A 14302-nucleotide genomic window follows, 5' to 3' on the forward strand; every position below is an offset into this window, starting at 1 on the left:
CTGCCGAGATGAGTGCGGTCAGTGTGTTTGGGTCTCCCAGACCGGCTGCTGGGGCTCGTCGTTGTGCACGATGATGTCGACGTGATCGGTCGGGCGGACCGTAGCGAAGTAGAACTGTTGGGAGGGGATGTAACGCTCGCGCCAGCGCCGTTCGACTTCGGCCCGAGCCAACACCTGACGCTCTCGGATCACGGCACGATCCACGGTCGTCTCCAGCGCGGTCGACACGAAGATGCGCAGGTCCCACCGATCAATCAGTTCCGGGCGCATGAGGAAGACGCCGTCGAAGAGCAGCACGGCGTCGGCGGGCGCAGTCGTGACCGGCGGGGACAGCGCGGTATCCGCGGTGCGGTCGTAGACCGCGTGTTGGAAGCGTCGATCTCCGCCCGGGCCGAGCGGATCGAGCAGAACCCGGTTCAGCGCGTTGTAGTCGTGGGTGTCGAAGTAGCAGCCTTCGGCCGAGTACTCGCCGCGCGGATAGCGCTGTGCCCGGGGGAAGAGGAAATCGTCGATCGTCGCGCGGATGACGTCGCGGCCCTGTGTGCGCAAGACGACGGCCAGTTCGTCGGCGAGCGTGGTCTTGCCTGCGGCGGGCGGTCCGTCGATAGCAACCCGCGTCGGGTGTGCGGCTGTGACGGACCCGACTGCCTCAGCCAGGCGGCCGAGCACCTCGTGGCGGGTGCCTTGGTCCATGTCCTGCCCGTCCTAGTCTCGCGAAGGTCGCCGTGTCGAGCCGACCTTATGCGCGCCAGCCTTTTCGCGCCGGCCACTCCCCGAGTGAGCGAGATTGCCGCATACGAAACTGGCTGCGGTCGCGGCGCAAACGGACTGTCATGCCGGCGCTGGTCGGTCGGTATAGCGTGACCGGTCCTGCCGCTGACCGGGCGTGCCGGGTGTATTACGAGGGGTGCGTGCAGCGAACAGCCGGTCCTTCCCGGGAGAGTGCGCACCTGGCTCAGCCCGGATGGGCCCACGATACGGTTCGAGCGTGATGGCCGACCTTGCCAACAGCTCCTTGATCTTCGTCGATGTCGACGGGCCGCTGATCCCGTTCAAAGCCCGGCCGGTTAGCCGCGAGCGTTCTTTGGGCGGTGCAGTCGTGCAGCCACTGGACGGTACTGGCAACCCTCTGCTCGATCGGCTTGACCCAGATGACGGGCGGAGGCTGTTGGCACTGGGATGCCAGTTGGTCTGGGCGACGACATGGATGGCGGAGGCGAACGAGGTCATCTCGCCACGGCTCGGGCTTCCGGACCTGCCGGTCGTCGAATGGCCGGACGACGACGAGGATCCGGAGCACGGTCTGCACTGGAAGACCGTATTCCTTACCCGGTGGGCAGCCGGCCGCCCATTCGTGTGGCTTGACGACGAGATAACTGATGCTGACCGGCGCTGGGTCGCAGCACACCACCCGGTGCGGGCCCTGCTGCAACGTGTCGACCCATACGTGGGCCTGACCGAAGCGGATTTCTCAGCGGTCCGTCGATGGCTCGGGCAGATTGACGACGCCGCTTGATCACCTGCACGCTCACGTCGCCGACCGGGCGTCACTGTGCGTGACGGAGGAACGGCAGCGCTCGGCACGCGGTCGTGCCGATGAGCGGACTGTTTGTCGACTCGGTGTACGGTGCTCGTTCTCCCTGTGTCATGTGTGCCCCAGCGTTTCAGACCAGCTGGCGGGCGCCGGCAGCAGTCGAATTCGTTACAGCTGCAGGCCGAGGTAGCTCCAGCGCACGTCGTGGCGACCGAGGGGGTCCGCCCGTTCGCAGTCGTGAATGAGGTGTAGGCCGAAGTGACGGGCCAGCGCGACCGTCTCCTCAGCGGAGACGTCGTACATCTGCCGGCCGGCAGGTACGGGGCCGTGGCGCAGGGAGATGACCACGCGGCCCTCAGGTAGAAGCAGGCCGCTGATGTGTTTCATCGCTGACGATCGCTCGTGCTGGTCCAGATGCATCCAGACGGCCGTCAGAAGAATCAGGTTGAAGCGTTGGGGGCGCTTGTACAGCACCGTCAGGTTGGGCAGGCTGTCGTCGACCCATTCGATGTCGTTGGCGGCGTGGATGCGTTGACCATGCGCGCGAAGTTGCGGGGTGGGCTCGACGGCGACGACCCGGTGTCCCAGGTCGGACAGGGCTGCCGCATCGCGGCCCGTGCCCGCGCCAATGTCCAGGATCGAGCTGGGCTCGATGGGGAACAGGTGCAGGACATCTCGGTGCACGTCGGCAAACGAAACGCTCTCGTACTGTTCGGCCAGGGTGTCGGCGGCTTCGCCGTAGCCTGCGGTGCTGCTCATGAGTGCCAGGGGTTTCTCCGTCTGTGCTGCGGTTGATGCTGTGATCGTCGCGATTGGTCAGGCTGCCTCCAGCAGAGCCGGGAGTTTGCGCATGTCGTCGAAGACGACCGTGTCCGGGCCTTCCAGCCGGTGCGCGGGGGTCAATCCGCCCGCATAGCCGAAGCAGCGCATACCGGCGGCGCGGGCCGCTTGGACTCCGTAGCGGCTGTCCTCGACCACGACGCACGCCGCGGGCGGGACGCCCATCGCCGCCGCCGCGTGCAGGAACAGGTCGGGGGCCGGCTTGCCGTGGGCGACCTTGGTCGCGCTGAAGATGCGGCCGTCGAAGCGGGGGTACAGGCCGGTGCGGCCCAGGGTGTGGCGCATCTTCTCGTGCGTACCGCTGGAGGCCACGCACGTCGGCTGGGTGATCTCATCGAGCGCGTCGTTGATCCCGTCGACGGCGGTCAGTCCGGCGTCCACCGCTTGGCGGTGTGCCAGGTCGAACCGGTCCGCCCAGGTGGCAGCCACGCCCTGTCCGAGGCGGGCCGCGATCTGTTCACCGATGGACGTGCTGGACCGGCCGACGAAGCGCTCGATGACCTCTGCCTCGGTCAGTGGCCAGCCCAGTTCCGCGCCAAGCGCGATGTTGACGCGGACCGCGATGCGCTCGCTGTCGACCAGCACCCCGTCGCAGTCGAAGATGACAAGCCCGATCGGATTGATCATCCGGACAGGCTGGTCGAGTGGGTGGGTGAACCTGGCGGCACCCACGGTCCCCCCGAAGGTGCCGGATCGCCGTCACCGCCGAGGTGGTGGCCACTCGGACAGGTCGACCACGTTGCGAGGCAGCACCAGCGGCCGGTGCACGACCGGGGCCGAGAAGGACGCACGCCGCTGCCGCGATCCGCGCGTCACGCGGTGTAACGGAGAGATCGCAGCCCTCAGCGCACGGATCTAGCCGATGAGCGTGCGTCACTCCGCCCAGATCGGTGGCGATATCAAATCTCGGGCGTGCTTCAGCGTGCGTGCCGGTGGATATGGTCGAACCCGTACGGGTGCGTGACACGTGGAGTGGACGGGGACGGTCGAGACGATGGTCGTGGTCGAGCGGGGAGACGAACTCGGCGAGGGGTACCGGCGCCGCATCACCGAGGTCTACGTGCGCAGCTTCGCAGCGGACTTCGTCGCGTTCTCGCGCGACACCGGGAAGTTGGCCGACGCGTTCGAGCACATGCTGCTGCTCGAACGGTTCTACATCGCGCTCGTGGACGGGGAGCCCGCCGGCCTCGCCTCGCTCACCGAGGGCGACCAGACGCTGTTCGCGCCGCGCTGGCGGGAGATCCGGCGTCATCTCGGGCTGGCGCGCGGGCTGCTCGGCTACGTGGTGATCCGGAGATGGTTCATGCGCCCCTCCGACGGCGCCCGACCCCGGCTCGCCGAGATCGGGTTCGTCGCCACCGAGCCGGCCTATCAGGGTCGCGGCGTCGCGACCGCGTTGCTGCGTCACCTGCTGGCGTTGCCCGGGTATCGCGAGTACGTGCTCGAGGACATCAAGGACACCAACGCACCCGCCCTCGGCCTCTACGCCAAGCTCGGCTTCACGATGTACAAGCGTCGGAAAGTGCGCTTCGCGCGACGCGCCGGATTCACCGAACTCATGTCGATGAAGCTCGTGCAGGACTCCACGTCGCAGCCTACCGCCGACCGATCACCCGGAGCCGTTCGACGGGACACTGAGGTGCTCCCGCTGCCCGAGGTCGAGAGCTAAGACCCAACCCCCTGCGAACGTTCGCTCATGCCGCCGACCGGGCGTTACGTTCTGTAACGGTTGCCTGGCGGGCTGCGCCGCCCGCTCGTGCCGATGAGCGCGCGTTCCGTGGCACCCTGCATATGCCCCTTGCCACTTCGCCGGCAGGGCCACCGCACCAGACCGCTCCTGCCTCGGATCTGATCAAGGTGTTGTTGCCCCAGCTGCGACATACCCGGCACATGGCTGCGCTGATCGCGGATCTGGGCACGCGCTCCGTCAGGGGTCACGGGGCGGTGACCAGCAGACGGCTGATCTCCCCGGCGGCCGGGTGCTCCGGATCGACGGCCAGGAAGCGTCGCAGGGTGCGTGCCGCCTCGGCGGAACGGCTGCCGCGCTGCGCCAGCCCCAGCACGAGCAGCCCGTCCGGGGAGTCCGGAGAGCGGGCCAGCACGTCCCGCGCGGTCTGCTCCGCGCCCGTCGTGTCGCCGGCTCGGAGCAGCGCGAAGGCGAGCCGCAGTCGGATCGCGTCGTCGGGCCGGTCCCGTAGCGCCTCCCGGTACATCTGCGCCGCGGCGTCGTACCGGTTCTGGGTCTCCAGGTCGCGGCCCAGCTGCACGGCGACCGCGACCGGGTCGGCCGGTGGCGGCTGCGGCGAAGGCCGGTCGAGAGCGCCGGCGGCGACCGCCACCGACGCGACGAGGGCCACCAGCCCGACCGACCCGGCTCGCCACGCCCGGCGGGCGGCCCGGCCGATCGGCGCGGGCCGCACCTGCGTGGCGGGAGCGGTCGACGTCGCGGGCGGGCGCAGCGTGCGCAGGGCCGCGTAGCCACCGGCCAGCAGGGCCAGCGCGGGTACGGCCCAGAGCAGCAGCTCCGCGCCGCCGGCCGGTGGATCGGTCAGCACCTCCGCGCCGTAGCGCTGCACGAACCACTGCCGGATCTCGTCGCGGTCCCGCCCTTGTGTCAATTGGTCCGCCACGACCTGCCGCATCGCCGCCGCGATGGGTGACCGGGAGTCCGCCACCGACTCGCCCTGACAGGCCGGGCAGCGCAGACCGGCGGCCACCGCGCGGACCGGATCCTCCCCGCCACTGTCGTTGGCCGACCGGACCAGTCCCGCGCCGGCCGCGGCTGTCAGGGCGGTGAGGACGAGTGCCGCCAGGGCGGCGGGCCACCTCATCCGGCCAGTAGCGGCGCCACCCGCTGCTCCAGCCACTGCCGGGTGACCACGCCCTGCTGCCGGTCGACGATGCGGCCGTCGCGGTCCACCACGAAGGTCTCCGGCACCGCCCGTACGCCCCAGTCGACCGCCCGGGTGCCCTCCGGGTCCGGCAGCACGGTCAGTCCGCGCGCGCCGGTCTCCTCGAGCAGCGCCCGGACCGCCTCGGTGCCGTCGCGGACGTTCAGCGCGACCAGCCGTAGTCCCTGCGGCGACCACCGTCGTTCCGTGTCGACCAGCAGCGGCAGCTCATCCCGGCACGGGCCGCACCAGGAGGCGAAGACGTTGACCAGCAGCACGTGGCCGCGGGCGTCGGCCAGGTCGAACCGGCCACCGTCCAGGGTGGCGCCCGAGAGTGCCGGGGCCGACGTGGGCGTCACAGCGGTGGTGGCGACGGGCCCCGGCGTGGCCGGCGACCGGAGGCCGAGGGCGACCACCGCGCCGACGGCGACGGTCACGGCCAGCACCAGCGCAGGTCCGGTGCGCAGCGGGCCCAGTCGTTGACGGGTGCCGGGGCTGATCATTTCGGGGCCCCGGCGGCGACCGGGTCGGGAGTCGGCAGGGCGACGTCCCGGTGCAGCCGGCGCCGGGAACGGGCGGTGCCGATCGCCGCCAGGAGTCCCCCGGTGGCGGTCAGCGCGCCGCCGGCCCAGAGCAGCCCGACGAGCGGGTTCACCGCGAGCCGTACGGTCGCGCTGCCGCTGTCCGGGGCGACCGCGATCAGCGTCAGGTACGTGTCCCGCAGCAGCCCGGTGTCGATCGTCGGCACGGTTACCGCGGTGTCCCGGGCGGGGTGGTAGCGCAGGGCCGGCGTGACGTCCCGCTCCGCGCCGCCCGCCTCGGTGAGCCGGAGCCGCGCGTGCACCGCCATGCCACCGCTGCTGGCGGCCCGGTCCACCCCGACCAGGCGTACGGTCACGTCGGCCACCCGCAGGGACTCTCCGGTGCGGAGGGTCCGTTCGGCGTCCTGGCCGTATGCCGAGGATCCGGCGACGCCCACCGCGACCAGGGCGATTCCGGCGTGCCCGACGAGCCCGGCGAGCCTGCCCCGTCTCCGGTCCTGGCCGGACCGTCGCAGCCGGCCGCCCAGCTCCGCGGCCAGGCCGGTGAGCACGAACGCCGCCGCGCCGAACGCGGTGAGCGCTGCCGGGCCGGGCCGGCTGAGCAGTCCCACCACCGCGACGGTGGCGAGCGCCACGCCGCCGGGTACGGCGAGTCGCCGCAGCGCCTGCGTCCGGTCGTGTGCCCGCAGGGCCGGCGTCACCCCCATCACCAGCAGCACCGCGATCGCCAGCGGTACCGCGGTGCGCTGGTAGTAGCCGGGCCCGACCGAGGTGCGCACCCCGCCGAGCGGGTCGGAGAGCAGCGGGAAGATCGTGCCGATCAGCACCACCGCCGTGATCGTCACCAGGAGCACGCCGTTGACCAGCACGGCGGTGGCCCGGGACAGCAGCGGTGTGCTGTGGCGGGCCGGTTCGGGGGTGCGCCATCCGGTCAGGACGGTCGACACGACGACCGTCAGCAGCACGAAGCCGAGCAGCATCGGCCCCAGCGGTGAGTCGGTGAAGGCGTGCACGCTGGCGACCGCGCCGGACCGGGTGAGGAACGTGCCGAGCAGCACCAGCACGAAGCTGGCGCAGGCCAGGGTCAGGTTCCAGCCGGCCCGGCCGGCGGCGCGGCCGAGGGTGGTGTGCAGGAAGGCGGTGGCGGTCAGCCAGGGCAGCAGGGAGGCGTTCTCCACCGGGTCCCACGCCCAGTAGCCGCCCCAGCCCAGCACCGCGTACGACCACCAGGCCCCGAGCCCGATGCCGGCGGTCAGCGCCGCCCAGGCCGCCAGGGCCCAGGGTCGGGCGGCCCGCAGCCAGCCCCGCCCTTGCCGGCCGGCCAGCGGTGCGGCGATCGCGAAGGCGAACGGCACGACCAGGCCGATGTAGCCGGCGTAGAGCAGGGGAGGGTGCACCCCCATCGCCGGGTGCTGCTGCAGCAGCGGGTTCGGTCCCGGGCCGTCGGCGGGTACCGGACCGACCTCCCGGAACGGGTTCGCGGCGAAGTAGGACAACGCGAAGAAGAACATGGTCACCGTGCTGACGACCACCATCGCGTACGCGTGCAGCCGGGCCGGGTGCCGGCGGTGGGCCAGCAGTGCCGCGTACCCGGCGAGGATCAGCAGCCAGAGCAGCAGCGACCCGTCCAGGGCGGACCAGAGACTCGTCAGCGTGTAGTACAACGGCACCTGACGTCCGCCGTTCTCCGCCACGAAGCGGACGCTGAAGTCGTGCCGGAGCAGGGCCGCCTCCAGCAGGCCGCAGGCGACGGCGGCGGTCGCCAGGGTCGCGGCGGTGGCGAGGCGGGCCGGTCGGGTGGGTACGGCGAACAGGGCCGTCCGCAGCCAGAGCAGGGCGGTCAGGGTGGCGCAGAGCAGCCCGACCGCGAGGCTCGCGGTGCCGAGGTCACCGAGCATCTACCGGCCCTGCCGGGGCGGTGGACGGCCGGTACTCGTTACCGTGCCGGACCACGACGTGGTCGGAGCGGAACACCCGGTCCGGCGACAGGGTGCCCTCGACGACCGCTCCCTCGCCCTCCCGGAACGTCTCCGGTGGGACGCCGCGCTGCTCGACGGTGATCTCGTGACCGTCCTCGGCGAGGCGGAACACCACGAGGTCGCCGGTGTGCCGCAGCGACCCGGGCACCACGTCGCCGCCGAGGCGTACCCGTTCCCCGGTCGCGTCCGGGTCGCCGAGCACCTCGCCGGGGGTGCGGTAGTAGGTCAGGGTGTCCTGCAGCGCGCTGGTGACCAGCAGCGCGCCGGCGGCGAGGAGCACGGCGACGACGGCGGTCCGGCCCGCGCGGCGACGGATCATCCGACCCGGACCGGGACGCGGTCGGGGGCGGGGGACGCGTCGGGGGTCAGCCGGCGTTCCAGCCGGACCACCCGGTACAGCAGGACGGAGAGCGCGGCGAGCGTCGCGGCGGCCGCGGCGAGCAGCAGGGCGACGCCCATCCTGGGGTCGATCGGCGGGCGCTGCGGGGCGAGCACGGTCGCCTGCTGGTGCAGCGACCGCCACCAGACGACGGAGAAGTGCACCACCGGGACGAGCAGGAAGCTGGCCACGCCGACGACCGCGGCCGGTCGCGCCACCCGGTGGTCACCTCCGTCGCGCGCCCCGGTCCGCTCCGCCACCGCGCGGCGCAGGGCCAGGTAACCGGCGTACGCGAGCAGGAGCAGGACGGTGCTGACCAGCCGGGGGTCCCAGGCCCACCAGGCACCCCAGACCAGGTGCCCCCAGAGCGACCCGGTGGCGATCGCGACGGCGGTCAGCGCCGCCCCGATCTCCGCGCCCGCCCGGGCGAACCGGTCCCAGCGCAGGTCACCCCCGATCAGGTACGCCCCGCTGGCGGCCAGCACGACGGCGAACGCGGCGTAGGCCACCCAGGCGGCGGGGACGTGCAGGTACATCAGTCGCTGCGCCTGGCCCTGCACCTCGTCGGGGGGCGCCAGCCACCCGCCGGCCACCGTCGCCGCCGCGGTGAGCCCACCGGCGAGCCAGGCCATCGTCCGGCGGCCGGCGGCGGCTCTGCCGGTGTCCGCGACAAGGTCCACCGTGGAGGCTCGCATGATCTCCCTGTCCGTGCCCTGAGGGGCGCTTGCGGATGAACGAGTGGGAACTCACCATAAATCGCTCTGGTCGCACCCGTCCGGGTATCAGTCGCAAACAGGGACAAACAGGGGGTCAGAAGGGCCTAGTGTCGCTCCCGGTGGACACGACAGCGGGGATGAACCTGAGCGCGGCCCGACCCGCCGGGCGGCGCCGCCGACCGCGCCCGCTCCCGGCGCTGACGACGCTGTGCGGCGTGGCGCTGCTCGCCGGATGCGCCGGCGACCCGCCGTCCGCCCTGAACCCCGCCGGTACGGGGGCGGCCCGGGTCGCCAACCTCTGGTGGCTGCTGTTCTGGATCTCCACGGCGGTGTTCGCCGAGGTCATGGTGCTGCTGCTCTGGGCGCTGGTGTTCCGGCGGGGCAACGCCCGGGTGCGCCACGGGCAGCCGCTGCGCTTCGTCACGATCGCCGGCGCCGGGCTGCCCTTCGTCATCCTCGTCGCCGTCTACGGAGTGGGTCTGCGCGACCTAGCCGCGCTCGGTGACCACCCCGGCCGGGACGCTCCGACCGTGGAGGTGACCGGGCACAAGTGGTGGTGGGAGGTGCGCTACCAGGGGGCGTCCGGAGCCACCGCCAACGAGATCCACATCCCGGTGGGGGAGCGGGTGAAGGTGCGCCTGCGCACCGACGACGTGCTGCACAGCTTCTGGGTGCCGCAGCTCATGCCGAAGACGGACCTGATCGCCGGCGAGACCCGGGAGACCTGGTTGCGGGCGGAGCGGGCCGGCCGCTACCGCGGCCAGTGCGCCGAGTACTGCGGCACCCAGCACGCCCACATGGCCTTCCTGGTCGTGGCGGAACCCCGTACCGACTTCGACGCGTGGCTGACCCGCCTGAACGCCCCGGCCCGTCAGCCGCACACCGCGGCCGAGCGCCGCGGCCAGCAGGCGTTCCTGCAGGGCACCTGCGCCGCCTGCCACGCGGTGCGGGGCACCGGCGCCCAGGGCCAGGCGGGGCCCGACCTGTCGAACGTCGGCACCCGGTGGAGCCTCGGCGCCGGGGCGGTGCCCAACGACGCCGGGCATCTCGGCGGCTGGATCGCCAACCCCCAGACGGTCAAGCCCGGCAACGCGATGCCCCCACAGCCGATCGACGCCGCCCAGCTGCCCGACCTCATCGCGTACGTGCGGTCGCTGGAGTAGGCCGGGGAGGGGAGACGATGTCCACCACCACCACGCCGTCAACCGGCGTCAGCCGGGAGGACCTGGCGCGGCTGACGGAACACTGGGGCGAGCGACCCTCGCTGCGGGCCTGGTTCAGCACGGTCGACCACAAGAGGATCGGCCGCCGCTACCTGGTCACCGCCGGGTTCTTCTTCGTCCTCGCCGGGCTCAGCGCCCTGGCGATGCGCACCCAGCTCGCCCGACCCGAGGCGGGCATCCTGTCGCCCGAGGAGTACAACCAGCTCTTCACCATGCACGGCACGGCGATGGTCTTCCTGTTCGCCACGCCGATGCTCTTCGGGTTCGGCAACTTCCTGCTCCCCCTGATGATCGGCTCCCGGGACATGGCGTTCCCGAGGTTGAACGCCTTCGGCTACTGGGTGTTCCTGTTCGCGGGGCTGTTCATGTGGGCGAGCCTGCCCTTCGGCGCCGCCCCCGACAACGGCTGGTTCGCGTACGCGCCGCTCAACTCGGAGCAGCACAACCCCGGCCTGCACATGGACGTCTACGCCCTCGGGCTGCTCTTCCTCGGCATCTCGACGACCGCCAGCTCGATCAACTTCATCGCCACCGCGCTCAAGTTGCGCGCACCGGGGATGTCGCTGAACCGGGTGCCGCTGTTCGTCTGGACGATCGTGGCCACCGCGTTCATGGTGATCTTCGCGTTGCCGGCGCTGAACCTGGACAACGCGATGCTGTTCCTCGACCGCCGGTTCGGCACCCACTTCTTCGACCCGTCCGCCGGGGGGAACGTGCTGCTCTGGCAGCACCTGTTCTGGATCTTCGGGCACCCCGACGTCTACATCATCGTCATGCCGGCGCTGGGCATCGTCTCCGCCGTGCTGCCCGCCTTCACCCGGCGCGGCGTGGTCGGGTACCCGCTGATCGTGCTGTCCATCGTGGCGATCGCGATCATCTCGTTCGGGGTCTGGGTGCACCACATGTTCGCCACGGGCCTGCCGGCGCTGTCCTACAGCTTCTTCAGCGCGGCCAGCACCATCATCACCATTCCGTCCGGCCTGCAGATCTTCGCCTGGCTGGCCACCATGCTGCTCGGCCGGCTGGTGATCCGCGTGCCGCTGCTCTTCGTCATCGGCTTCGTCGTGACCTTCGTGCTCGGCGGTGTCACCGGCACGATGTTCGCCATCACCGCGTTCGACCAGCAGGTCACCGACTCGTACTTCGTGGTGGCGCACTTCCACTACGTGCTGGTCGGCGGCGCGGTCTTCCCGATGCTCGCCGGCATCTACTACTGGCTGCCCAAGATCACCGGGCGGATGTACCACGAGCGGCTCGGCCGCTGGGCGTTCTGGCTGGTCTTCGCCGGCATGCACGTCACCTTCTTCCCGATGCACCTCTACGGCCTGTTCGGCATGCCCCGCCGGATCTACACCTACCCCGGCGAGCCCGGCTGGGGCGGGTGGAACCTGGTCAGCACGGTCGGGTCGTACCTGCTCGCCCTCGGACTGCTGCTCGTGCTCGTCGGCGTGGTGCACGCCGTCCGCCGGGGCCGGCCCGCCCCGGCGGACCCGTGGGACGCCGACAGCCTGGAATGGGCCACCGCGTCGCCGCCCGAGCCGTACAACTTCCCCGTCCTGCCCCGGGTGCACAGCCTGCACCCGGTGTGGGACGAGCGGACCGCCGAGTCGACCGGCGCGGGTGCCACCGAGGACCGCATCCTCAGTGCGGGGCGCCGCACCCTGTTCACCAGCGAGCTGGACGCCCGCTGCGAACGGGCGGTGGAGATGCCGGAGTCGACGTTGAAGCCACTCGTGCTCGCCGGCGCGCTGCTGATCTTCTTCACTGCCCTGCTCTTCGCCTGGTACCCGGTGGCGGCCGTCGCCATGGTCGCGGTCATCGCGACGATCGCGGTCTGGCTCTGGCCGCCCAGCCCGGTTCAGGAACCTGGGGTGACGGCATGACGGGTCGGGGCGGAGTCGTGGCGGCGGCCACCGGCGCCGAGGCGCTGAGCACGGAGCTGCCGGTCGGCCGGTCCACCGGCTGGTGGGGCATGGTGATGTTCGTGGCCACCGAGGCCACCCTCTTCGCCTGCCTGCTCGGCAGCTACTTCTACCTCCGCTTCCAGTACGGCCCGCAGTGGCCGCCGACCGGCATCGGGGCGCCGGAGCTGGTCAAGCCGCTGGTGATGACGGCGGTGCTGCTGCCCAGCAGCCTGCCCATGATCTGGGCCGAACGCGGCAGCCGGCGCGGCCAGCTCTGGCGGCTGCGGTCGGGGCTGGCCGCCACCATGGTGCTCGGCTTGACCTTTCTGGCCCTGCAGGCCACCGAGTACGTCGAGAAGCTCCGGCACTTCACCATGACCACCGACGTCTACGGCTCGCTGTTCTACCTGATCACCGGCTTCCACGGGCTGCACGTCCTGGTCGGACTGACCATGATCGGCTGGCTGCTCGCCACCTCCCTGGGCGGCGGCTCCGGCACCCACCACCACGAACGGGTCCGCAACGGCGCGATCTACTGGCACTTCGTCGACGCCGTGTGGGCCGCCATCCTGTTCACCATCTACCTCTCCCCACGACTGTGACGACCACCCGACCCGGCCCCCGGGCCCGCCTCACCGGCGGGCTGCTGCTCTGGTACGGCGTGCTCGGTGGCGCCGTCGCCTGGACGGTGCACGTCCTCGTCGCCTGGGGCCTGGACGAACTGGCCTGCGCCGCCGGCTCCGAGCGCGTCTCCGCCGTACCGCTCGGGCCGGCCGTCGGGCTGGCGGTAGTCGTCCCGGCCCTGGTCACCGCGGGCTCGCTGGCGGTCGCCGCGCTCGTGTGGCGGCGCACCGCCGGCGCGCAGTCAGCGGGCGCCGAGGACCGGGCGTTCGGCCGGTCCAGGATGCTCGCCATAGTGGGCATCTGGCTCAACCTGCTGTTCCTGACGATCATCGTGCTCGGCGGGATCGCCGTGCTGGTGCTGCCGCCATGTCAGAGCTGAACCTCTACCGGGCTCACGCACCCGGTCAGAGTCCGGTCGCCGAGAGCCTGCTGACCATGCTGGCGGTCGTCACGGTCTGCCTGCTCGCGGCCGGCTACGGGCGGGGCGTCCAGGAGCTGTGGACCCGACGCGGTACCGGCCGGGTCATCCCAGGCTGGCGGGTCGGCGCCTTCGGTGCCGGACTGCTGGTGCTGCTCGGCGCGGAGCAGGGACCGGTGCACGACCTGGCGGAGTCCGGCCTGGCCGGGCACATGGCCCAGCACATGCTGCTCCTGCTGGTGGCCGGGCCGCTGCTCGCGGCGGGCGCGGCGGGGCTGCCGCTGAGCCTGGCCGCGCCGCTGCCGCTGCGCCGGCTGCTCGCCCGATGCCGGGTGGCGCCGCCGGTGCGCCGGTTACGCCATCCGAGCACGTACGCCCTGCTGGCCGGTGGCGGGCAGACCCTCGTGCTCTGGTTCTGGCACCTGCCCGGGCCGTACGCCGCCGCGGTCGATCGGCCCGCGGTGCACGCCACCGAGCATCTGTGCTTCCTGGCGACGGCCTGGCTGTTCTGGGCGCCGGTGGTCGGCTCGCCACGGCAGCGCGCCCCCGCCCCGGTGACGGTGCTGCTGCTGGCCGGCACCATGCTGCCCGCCTCTGCCCTCGGCGCCGTGCTCACCTTCGCCCCGCAACCGGTCTATCCACAGCGGGTGCTCGGCGCCGACCCGCTGGCCGACCAGCAACTCGCCGGCCTGTTGATGTGGGCGCCGATGGACCTGGCCGTGCTGGTCGTGGCGCTGGCCGTGTTCCTGCGCTGGCTGCTGCGGATGGACCGCGACCGGCCCGACGGCCTGGGCGGAAAGCCAGTACCCCAAGGGGCCGGACCGATGGCGACAACAGCTGAAACGGAAAGGATGGTCCGATGATGGTGCCCGGCCGGCTCTGGGCGCTCGGTGCGGCCCTCATGATCCTGCCGGTCGTCGCGGTCACCGCCTGCGCCTCGACGACCCCACCGCCACCACCCGAGTCGCGGAACGGACGGCCCGACCGGGGCGCGGAACTGATCACCCGGTACGGCTGCGGATCGTGCCACACGATCCCCGGCGTCAACCGCGCCGACGGCCTGGTCGGCCCGCCCCTGACCCGGTTCGGCGCCCGCTCCTACGTCGCCGGCCAGCTGCCCAACAACGCCGACAACCTGCGGCGCTGGATCTCCGATCCACAGGCGGTGGAGCCGGGCACCGCCATGCCGAACCTGGGCGTCACCGCGATCGACGCGCAGGACATCGCCGCCTACCTCTACACCCTGGACTGA

Annotated in this window: 16 protein-coding genes; 8 read left to right on the top strand and 8 right to left on the bottom strand. The window is 71.8% G+C overall.

Annotated features, from left to right (window positions below):
• Positions 1–18 precede the first annotated feature (18 nt).
• Positions 19–693 (bottom strand): cytidylate kinase family protein, encoded by a 675-nt coding sequence (locus GA0074696_RS23725; protein WP_088963144.1) that lies wholly within the window; start codon positions 691–693, stop codon positions 19–21.
• 298 nt (positions 694–991) lie between these two features.
• Here GA0074696_RS23725 and GA0074696_RS23730 point away from each other — a divergent pair, with 298 nt between their 5' ends.
• On the top strand, positions 992–1516 hold the full coding sequence (locus GA0074696_RS23730) for an HAD domain-containing protein (RefSeq protein WP_088963145.1): 525 nt from the start codon (positions 992–994) through the stop codon (positions 1514–1516).
• A 186-nt stretch (positions 1517–1702) separates the two neighbouring features.
• On the opposite strand, the gene GA0074696_RS23735 is transcribed toward GA0074696_RS23730, so the two are convergent.
• Together GA0074696_RS23735 and GA0074696_RS23740 are read right to left on the bottom strand one after the other, a co-directional pair.
• Positions 1703–2293 carry a class I SAM-dependent methyltransferase gene (locus tag GA0074696_RS23735; protein ID WP_088963146.1) on the bottom strand — a complete coding sequence of 197 codons (591 nt, stop codon included), beginning with the start codon at positions 2291–2293 and terminating at the stop codon, positions 1703–1705.
• 57 nt (positions 2294–2350) lie between these two features.
• Positions 2351–3001, bottom strand: a complete 651-nt coding sequence (locus tag GA0074696_RS23740; RefSeq protein ID WP_088963147.1) for an HAD family hydrolase — start codon at positions 2999–3001, stop codon at positions 2351–2353.
• Between the two features lie 367 nt (positions 3002–3368).
• Between GA0074696_RS23740 and GA0074696_RS23745 the strand changes: the two genes are divergently transcribed.
• Positions 3369–4043: a GNAT family N-acetyltransferase gene (locus GA0074696_RS23745; RefSeq protein WP_088964760.1), complete on the top strand. Its 675-nt coding sequence runs from the start codon at positions 3369–3371 to the stop codon at positions 4041–4043.
• 265 nt (positions 4044–4308) lie between these two features.
• On the opposite strand, the gene GA0074696_RS23750 is transcribed toward GA0074696_RS23745, so the two are convergent.
• Genes GA0074696_RS23750 through ccsA form a run of 5 tightly spaced genes read right to left on the bottom strand, consistent with a single transcriptional unit; the run spans position 4309 to position 8860 of the window.
• Positions 4309–5205, bottom strand: coding sequence for a cytochrome c-type biogenesis protein CcmH (locus GA0074696_RS23750; RefSeq protein ID WP_088963148.1), 897 nt, complete (start codon positions 5203–5205; stop codon positions 4309–4311).
• Positions 5202–5768, bottom strand: a complete 567-nt coding sequence (locus GA0074696_RS23755; RefSeq protein WP_088963149.1) for a TlpA family protein disulfide reductase — start codon at positions 5766–5768, stop codon at positions 5202–5204. Before GA0074696_RS23755 ends, GA0074696_RS23750 begins: the two co-directional genes overlap by 4 nt.
• Positions 5765–7705: a heme lyase CcmF/NrfE family subunit gene (locus GA0074696_RS23760; RefSeq protein ID WP_088963150.1), complete on the bottom strand. Its 1941-nt coding sequence runs from the start codon at positions 7703–7705 to the stop codon at positions 5765–5767. Before GA0074696_RS23760 ends, GA0074696_RS23755 begins: the two co-directional genes overlap by 4 nt.
• Positions 7695–8105 (bottom strand): cytochrome c maturation protein CcmE, encoded by a 411-nt coding sequence (locus GA0074696_RS23765; RefSeq protein WP_088963151.1) that lies wholly within the window; start codon positions 8103–8105, stop codon positions 7695–7697. Before GA0074696_RS23765 ends, GA0074696_RS23760 begins: the two co-directional genes overlap by 11 nt.
• Positions 8102–8860, bottom strand: a complete 759-nt coding sequence (gene ccsA, locus GA0074696_RS23770) for a cytochrome c biogenesis protein CcsA (protein ID WP_197700775.1) — start codon at positions 8858–8860, stop codon at positions 8102–8104. The genes GA0074696_RS23765 and ccsA overlap by 4 nt, the downstream gene beginning before the upstream one ends.
• Positions 8861–9000: 140 nt before the next feature.
• Between ccsA and coxB the strand changes: the two genes are divergently transcribed.
• From coxB to GA0074696_RS23800, 6 genes are read left to right on the top strand one after another with little or no spacing between them, the layout of a single operon-like run.
• Positions 9001–10044, top strand: a complete 1044-nt coding sequence (gene coxB, locus GA0074696_RS23775; RefSeq protein ID WP_172894408.1) for a cytochrome c oxidase subunit II — start codon at positions 9001–9003, stop codon at positions 10042–10044.
• A gap of 17 nt (positions 10045–10061) precedes the next feature.
• The gene (gene ctaD / locus GA0074696_RS23780; protein WP_088963153.1) at positions 10062–11987 is read left to right on the top strand and encodes a cytochrome c oxidase subunit I; all 1926 of its coding nucleotides are present in this window, start codon (positions 10062–10064) and stop codon (positions 11985–11987) included.
• Positions 11984–12610 (top strand): cytochrome c oxidase subunit 3, encoded by a 627-nt coding sequence (locus tag GA0074696_RS30950; RefSeq protein WP_157746094.1) that lies wholly within the window; start codon positions 11984–11986, stop codon positions 12608–12610. Before ctaD ends, GA0074696_RS30950 begins: the two co-directional genes overlap by 4 nt.
• Positions 12607–13011 (top strand): hypothetical protein, encoded by a 405-nt coding sequence (locus GA0074696_RS23790; protein WP_088963155.1) that lies wholly within the window; start codon positions 12607–12609, stop codon positions 13009–13011. Before GA0074696_RS30950 ends, GA0074696_RS23790 begins: the two co-directional genes overlap by 4 nt.
• Positions 12999–13913 carry a cytochrome c oxidase assembly protein gene (locus GA0074696_RS23795; protein WP_088963156.1) on the top strand — a complete coding sequence of 305 codons (915 nt, stop codon included), beginning with the start codon at positions 12999–13001 and terminating at the stop codon, positions 13911–13913. The genes GA0074696_RS23790 and GA0074696_RS23795 overlap by 13 nt, the downstream gene beginning before the upstream one ends.
• Positions 13910–14302 carry a c-type cytochrome gene (locus GA0074696_RS23800; RefSeq protein ID WP_197700776.1) on the top strand — a complete coding sequence of 131 codons (393 nt, stop codon included), beginning with the start codon at positions 13910–13912 and terminating at the stop codon, positions 14300–14302. Before GA0074696_RS23795 ends, GA0074696_RS23800 begins: the two co-directional genes overlap by 4 nt.

The sequence above is a fragment of the Micromonospora purpureochromogenes genome (genome assembly GCF_900091515.1).
GTDB classification, from domain to species: Bacteria; Actinomycetota; Actinomycetes; order Mycobacteriales; family Micromonosporaceae; genus Micromonospora; species Micromonospora purpureochromogenes.

Excerpts from the sequence above, each read along its gene's own strand:
- GA0074696_RS23740 (WP_088963147.1), bottom strand. The coding sequence starts at position 3,001 with ATGATCAATCCGATCGGGCTTGTCATCTTCGACTGCGACGGGGTGCTG.
- ccsA (WP_197700775.1), bottom strand. The coding sequence starts at position 8,860 with ATGCGAGCCTCCACGGTGGACCTTGTCGCGGACACCGGCAGAGCCGCC.
- GA0074696_RS23760 (WP_088963150.1), bottom strand. The coding sequence starts at position 7,705 with ATGCTCGGTGACCTCGGCACCGCGAGCCTCGCGGTCGGGCTGCTCTGC.
- GA0074696_RS23735 (WP_088963146.1), bottom strand. The coding sequence starts at position 2,293 with ATGAGCAGCACCGCAGGCTACGGCGAAGCCGCCGACACCCTGGCCGAA.
- GA0074696_RS23745 (WP_088964760.1), top strand. The coding sequence starts at position 3,369 with ATGGTCGTGGTCGAGCGGGGAGACGAACTCGGCGAGGGGTACCGGCGC.
- GA0074696_RS23750 (WP_088963148.1), bottom strand. The coding sequence starts at position 5,205 with ATGAGGTGGCCCGCCGCCCTGGCGGCACTCGTCCTCACCGCCCTGACA.
- GA0074696_RS23730 (WP_088963145.1), top strand. The coding sequence starts at position 992 with ATGGCCGACCTTGCCAACAGCTCCTTGATCTTCGTCGATGTCGACGGG.
- GA0074696_RS23765 (WP_088963151.1), bottom strand. The coding sequence starts at position 8,105 with ATGATCCGTCGCCGCGCGGGCCGGACCGCCGTCGTCGCCGTGCTCCTC.
- GA0074696_RS23800 (WP_197700776.1), top strand. The coding sequence starts at position 13,910 with ATGATGGTGCCCGGCCGGCTCTGGGCGCTCGGTGCGGCCCTCATGATC.
- GA0074696_RS23795 (WP_088963156.1), top strand. The coding sequence starts at position 12,999 with ATGTCAGAGCTGAACCTCTACCGGGCTCACGCACCCGGTCAGAGTCCG.
- GA0074696_RS23755 (WP_088963149.1), bottom strand. The coding sequence starts at position 5,768 with ATGATCAGCCCCGGCACCCGTCAACGACTGGGCCCGCTGCGCACCGGA.
- GA0074696_RS23725 (WP_088963144.1), bottom strand. The coding sequence starts at position 693 with ATGGACCAAGGCACCCGCCACGAGGTGCTCGGCCGCCTGGCTGAGGCA.
- ctaD (WP_088963153.1), top strand. The coding sequence starts at position 10,062 with ATGTCCACCACCACCACGCCGTCAACCGGCGTCAGCCGGGAGGACCTG.
- GA0074696_RS30950 (WP_157746094.1), top strand. The coding sequence starts at position 11,984 with ATGACGGGTCGGGGCGGAGTCGTGGCGGCGGCCACCGGCGCCGAGGCG.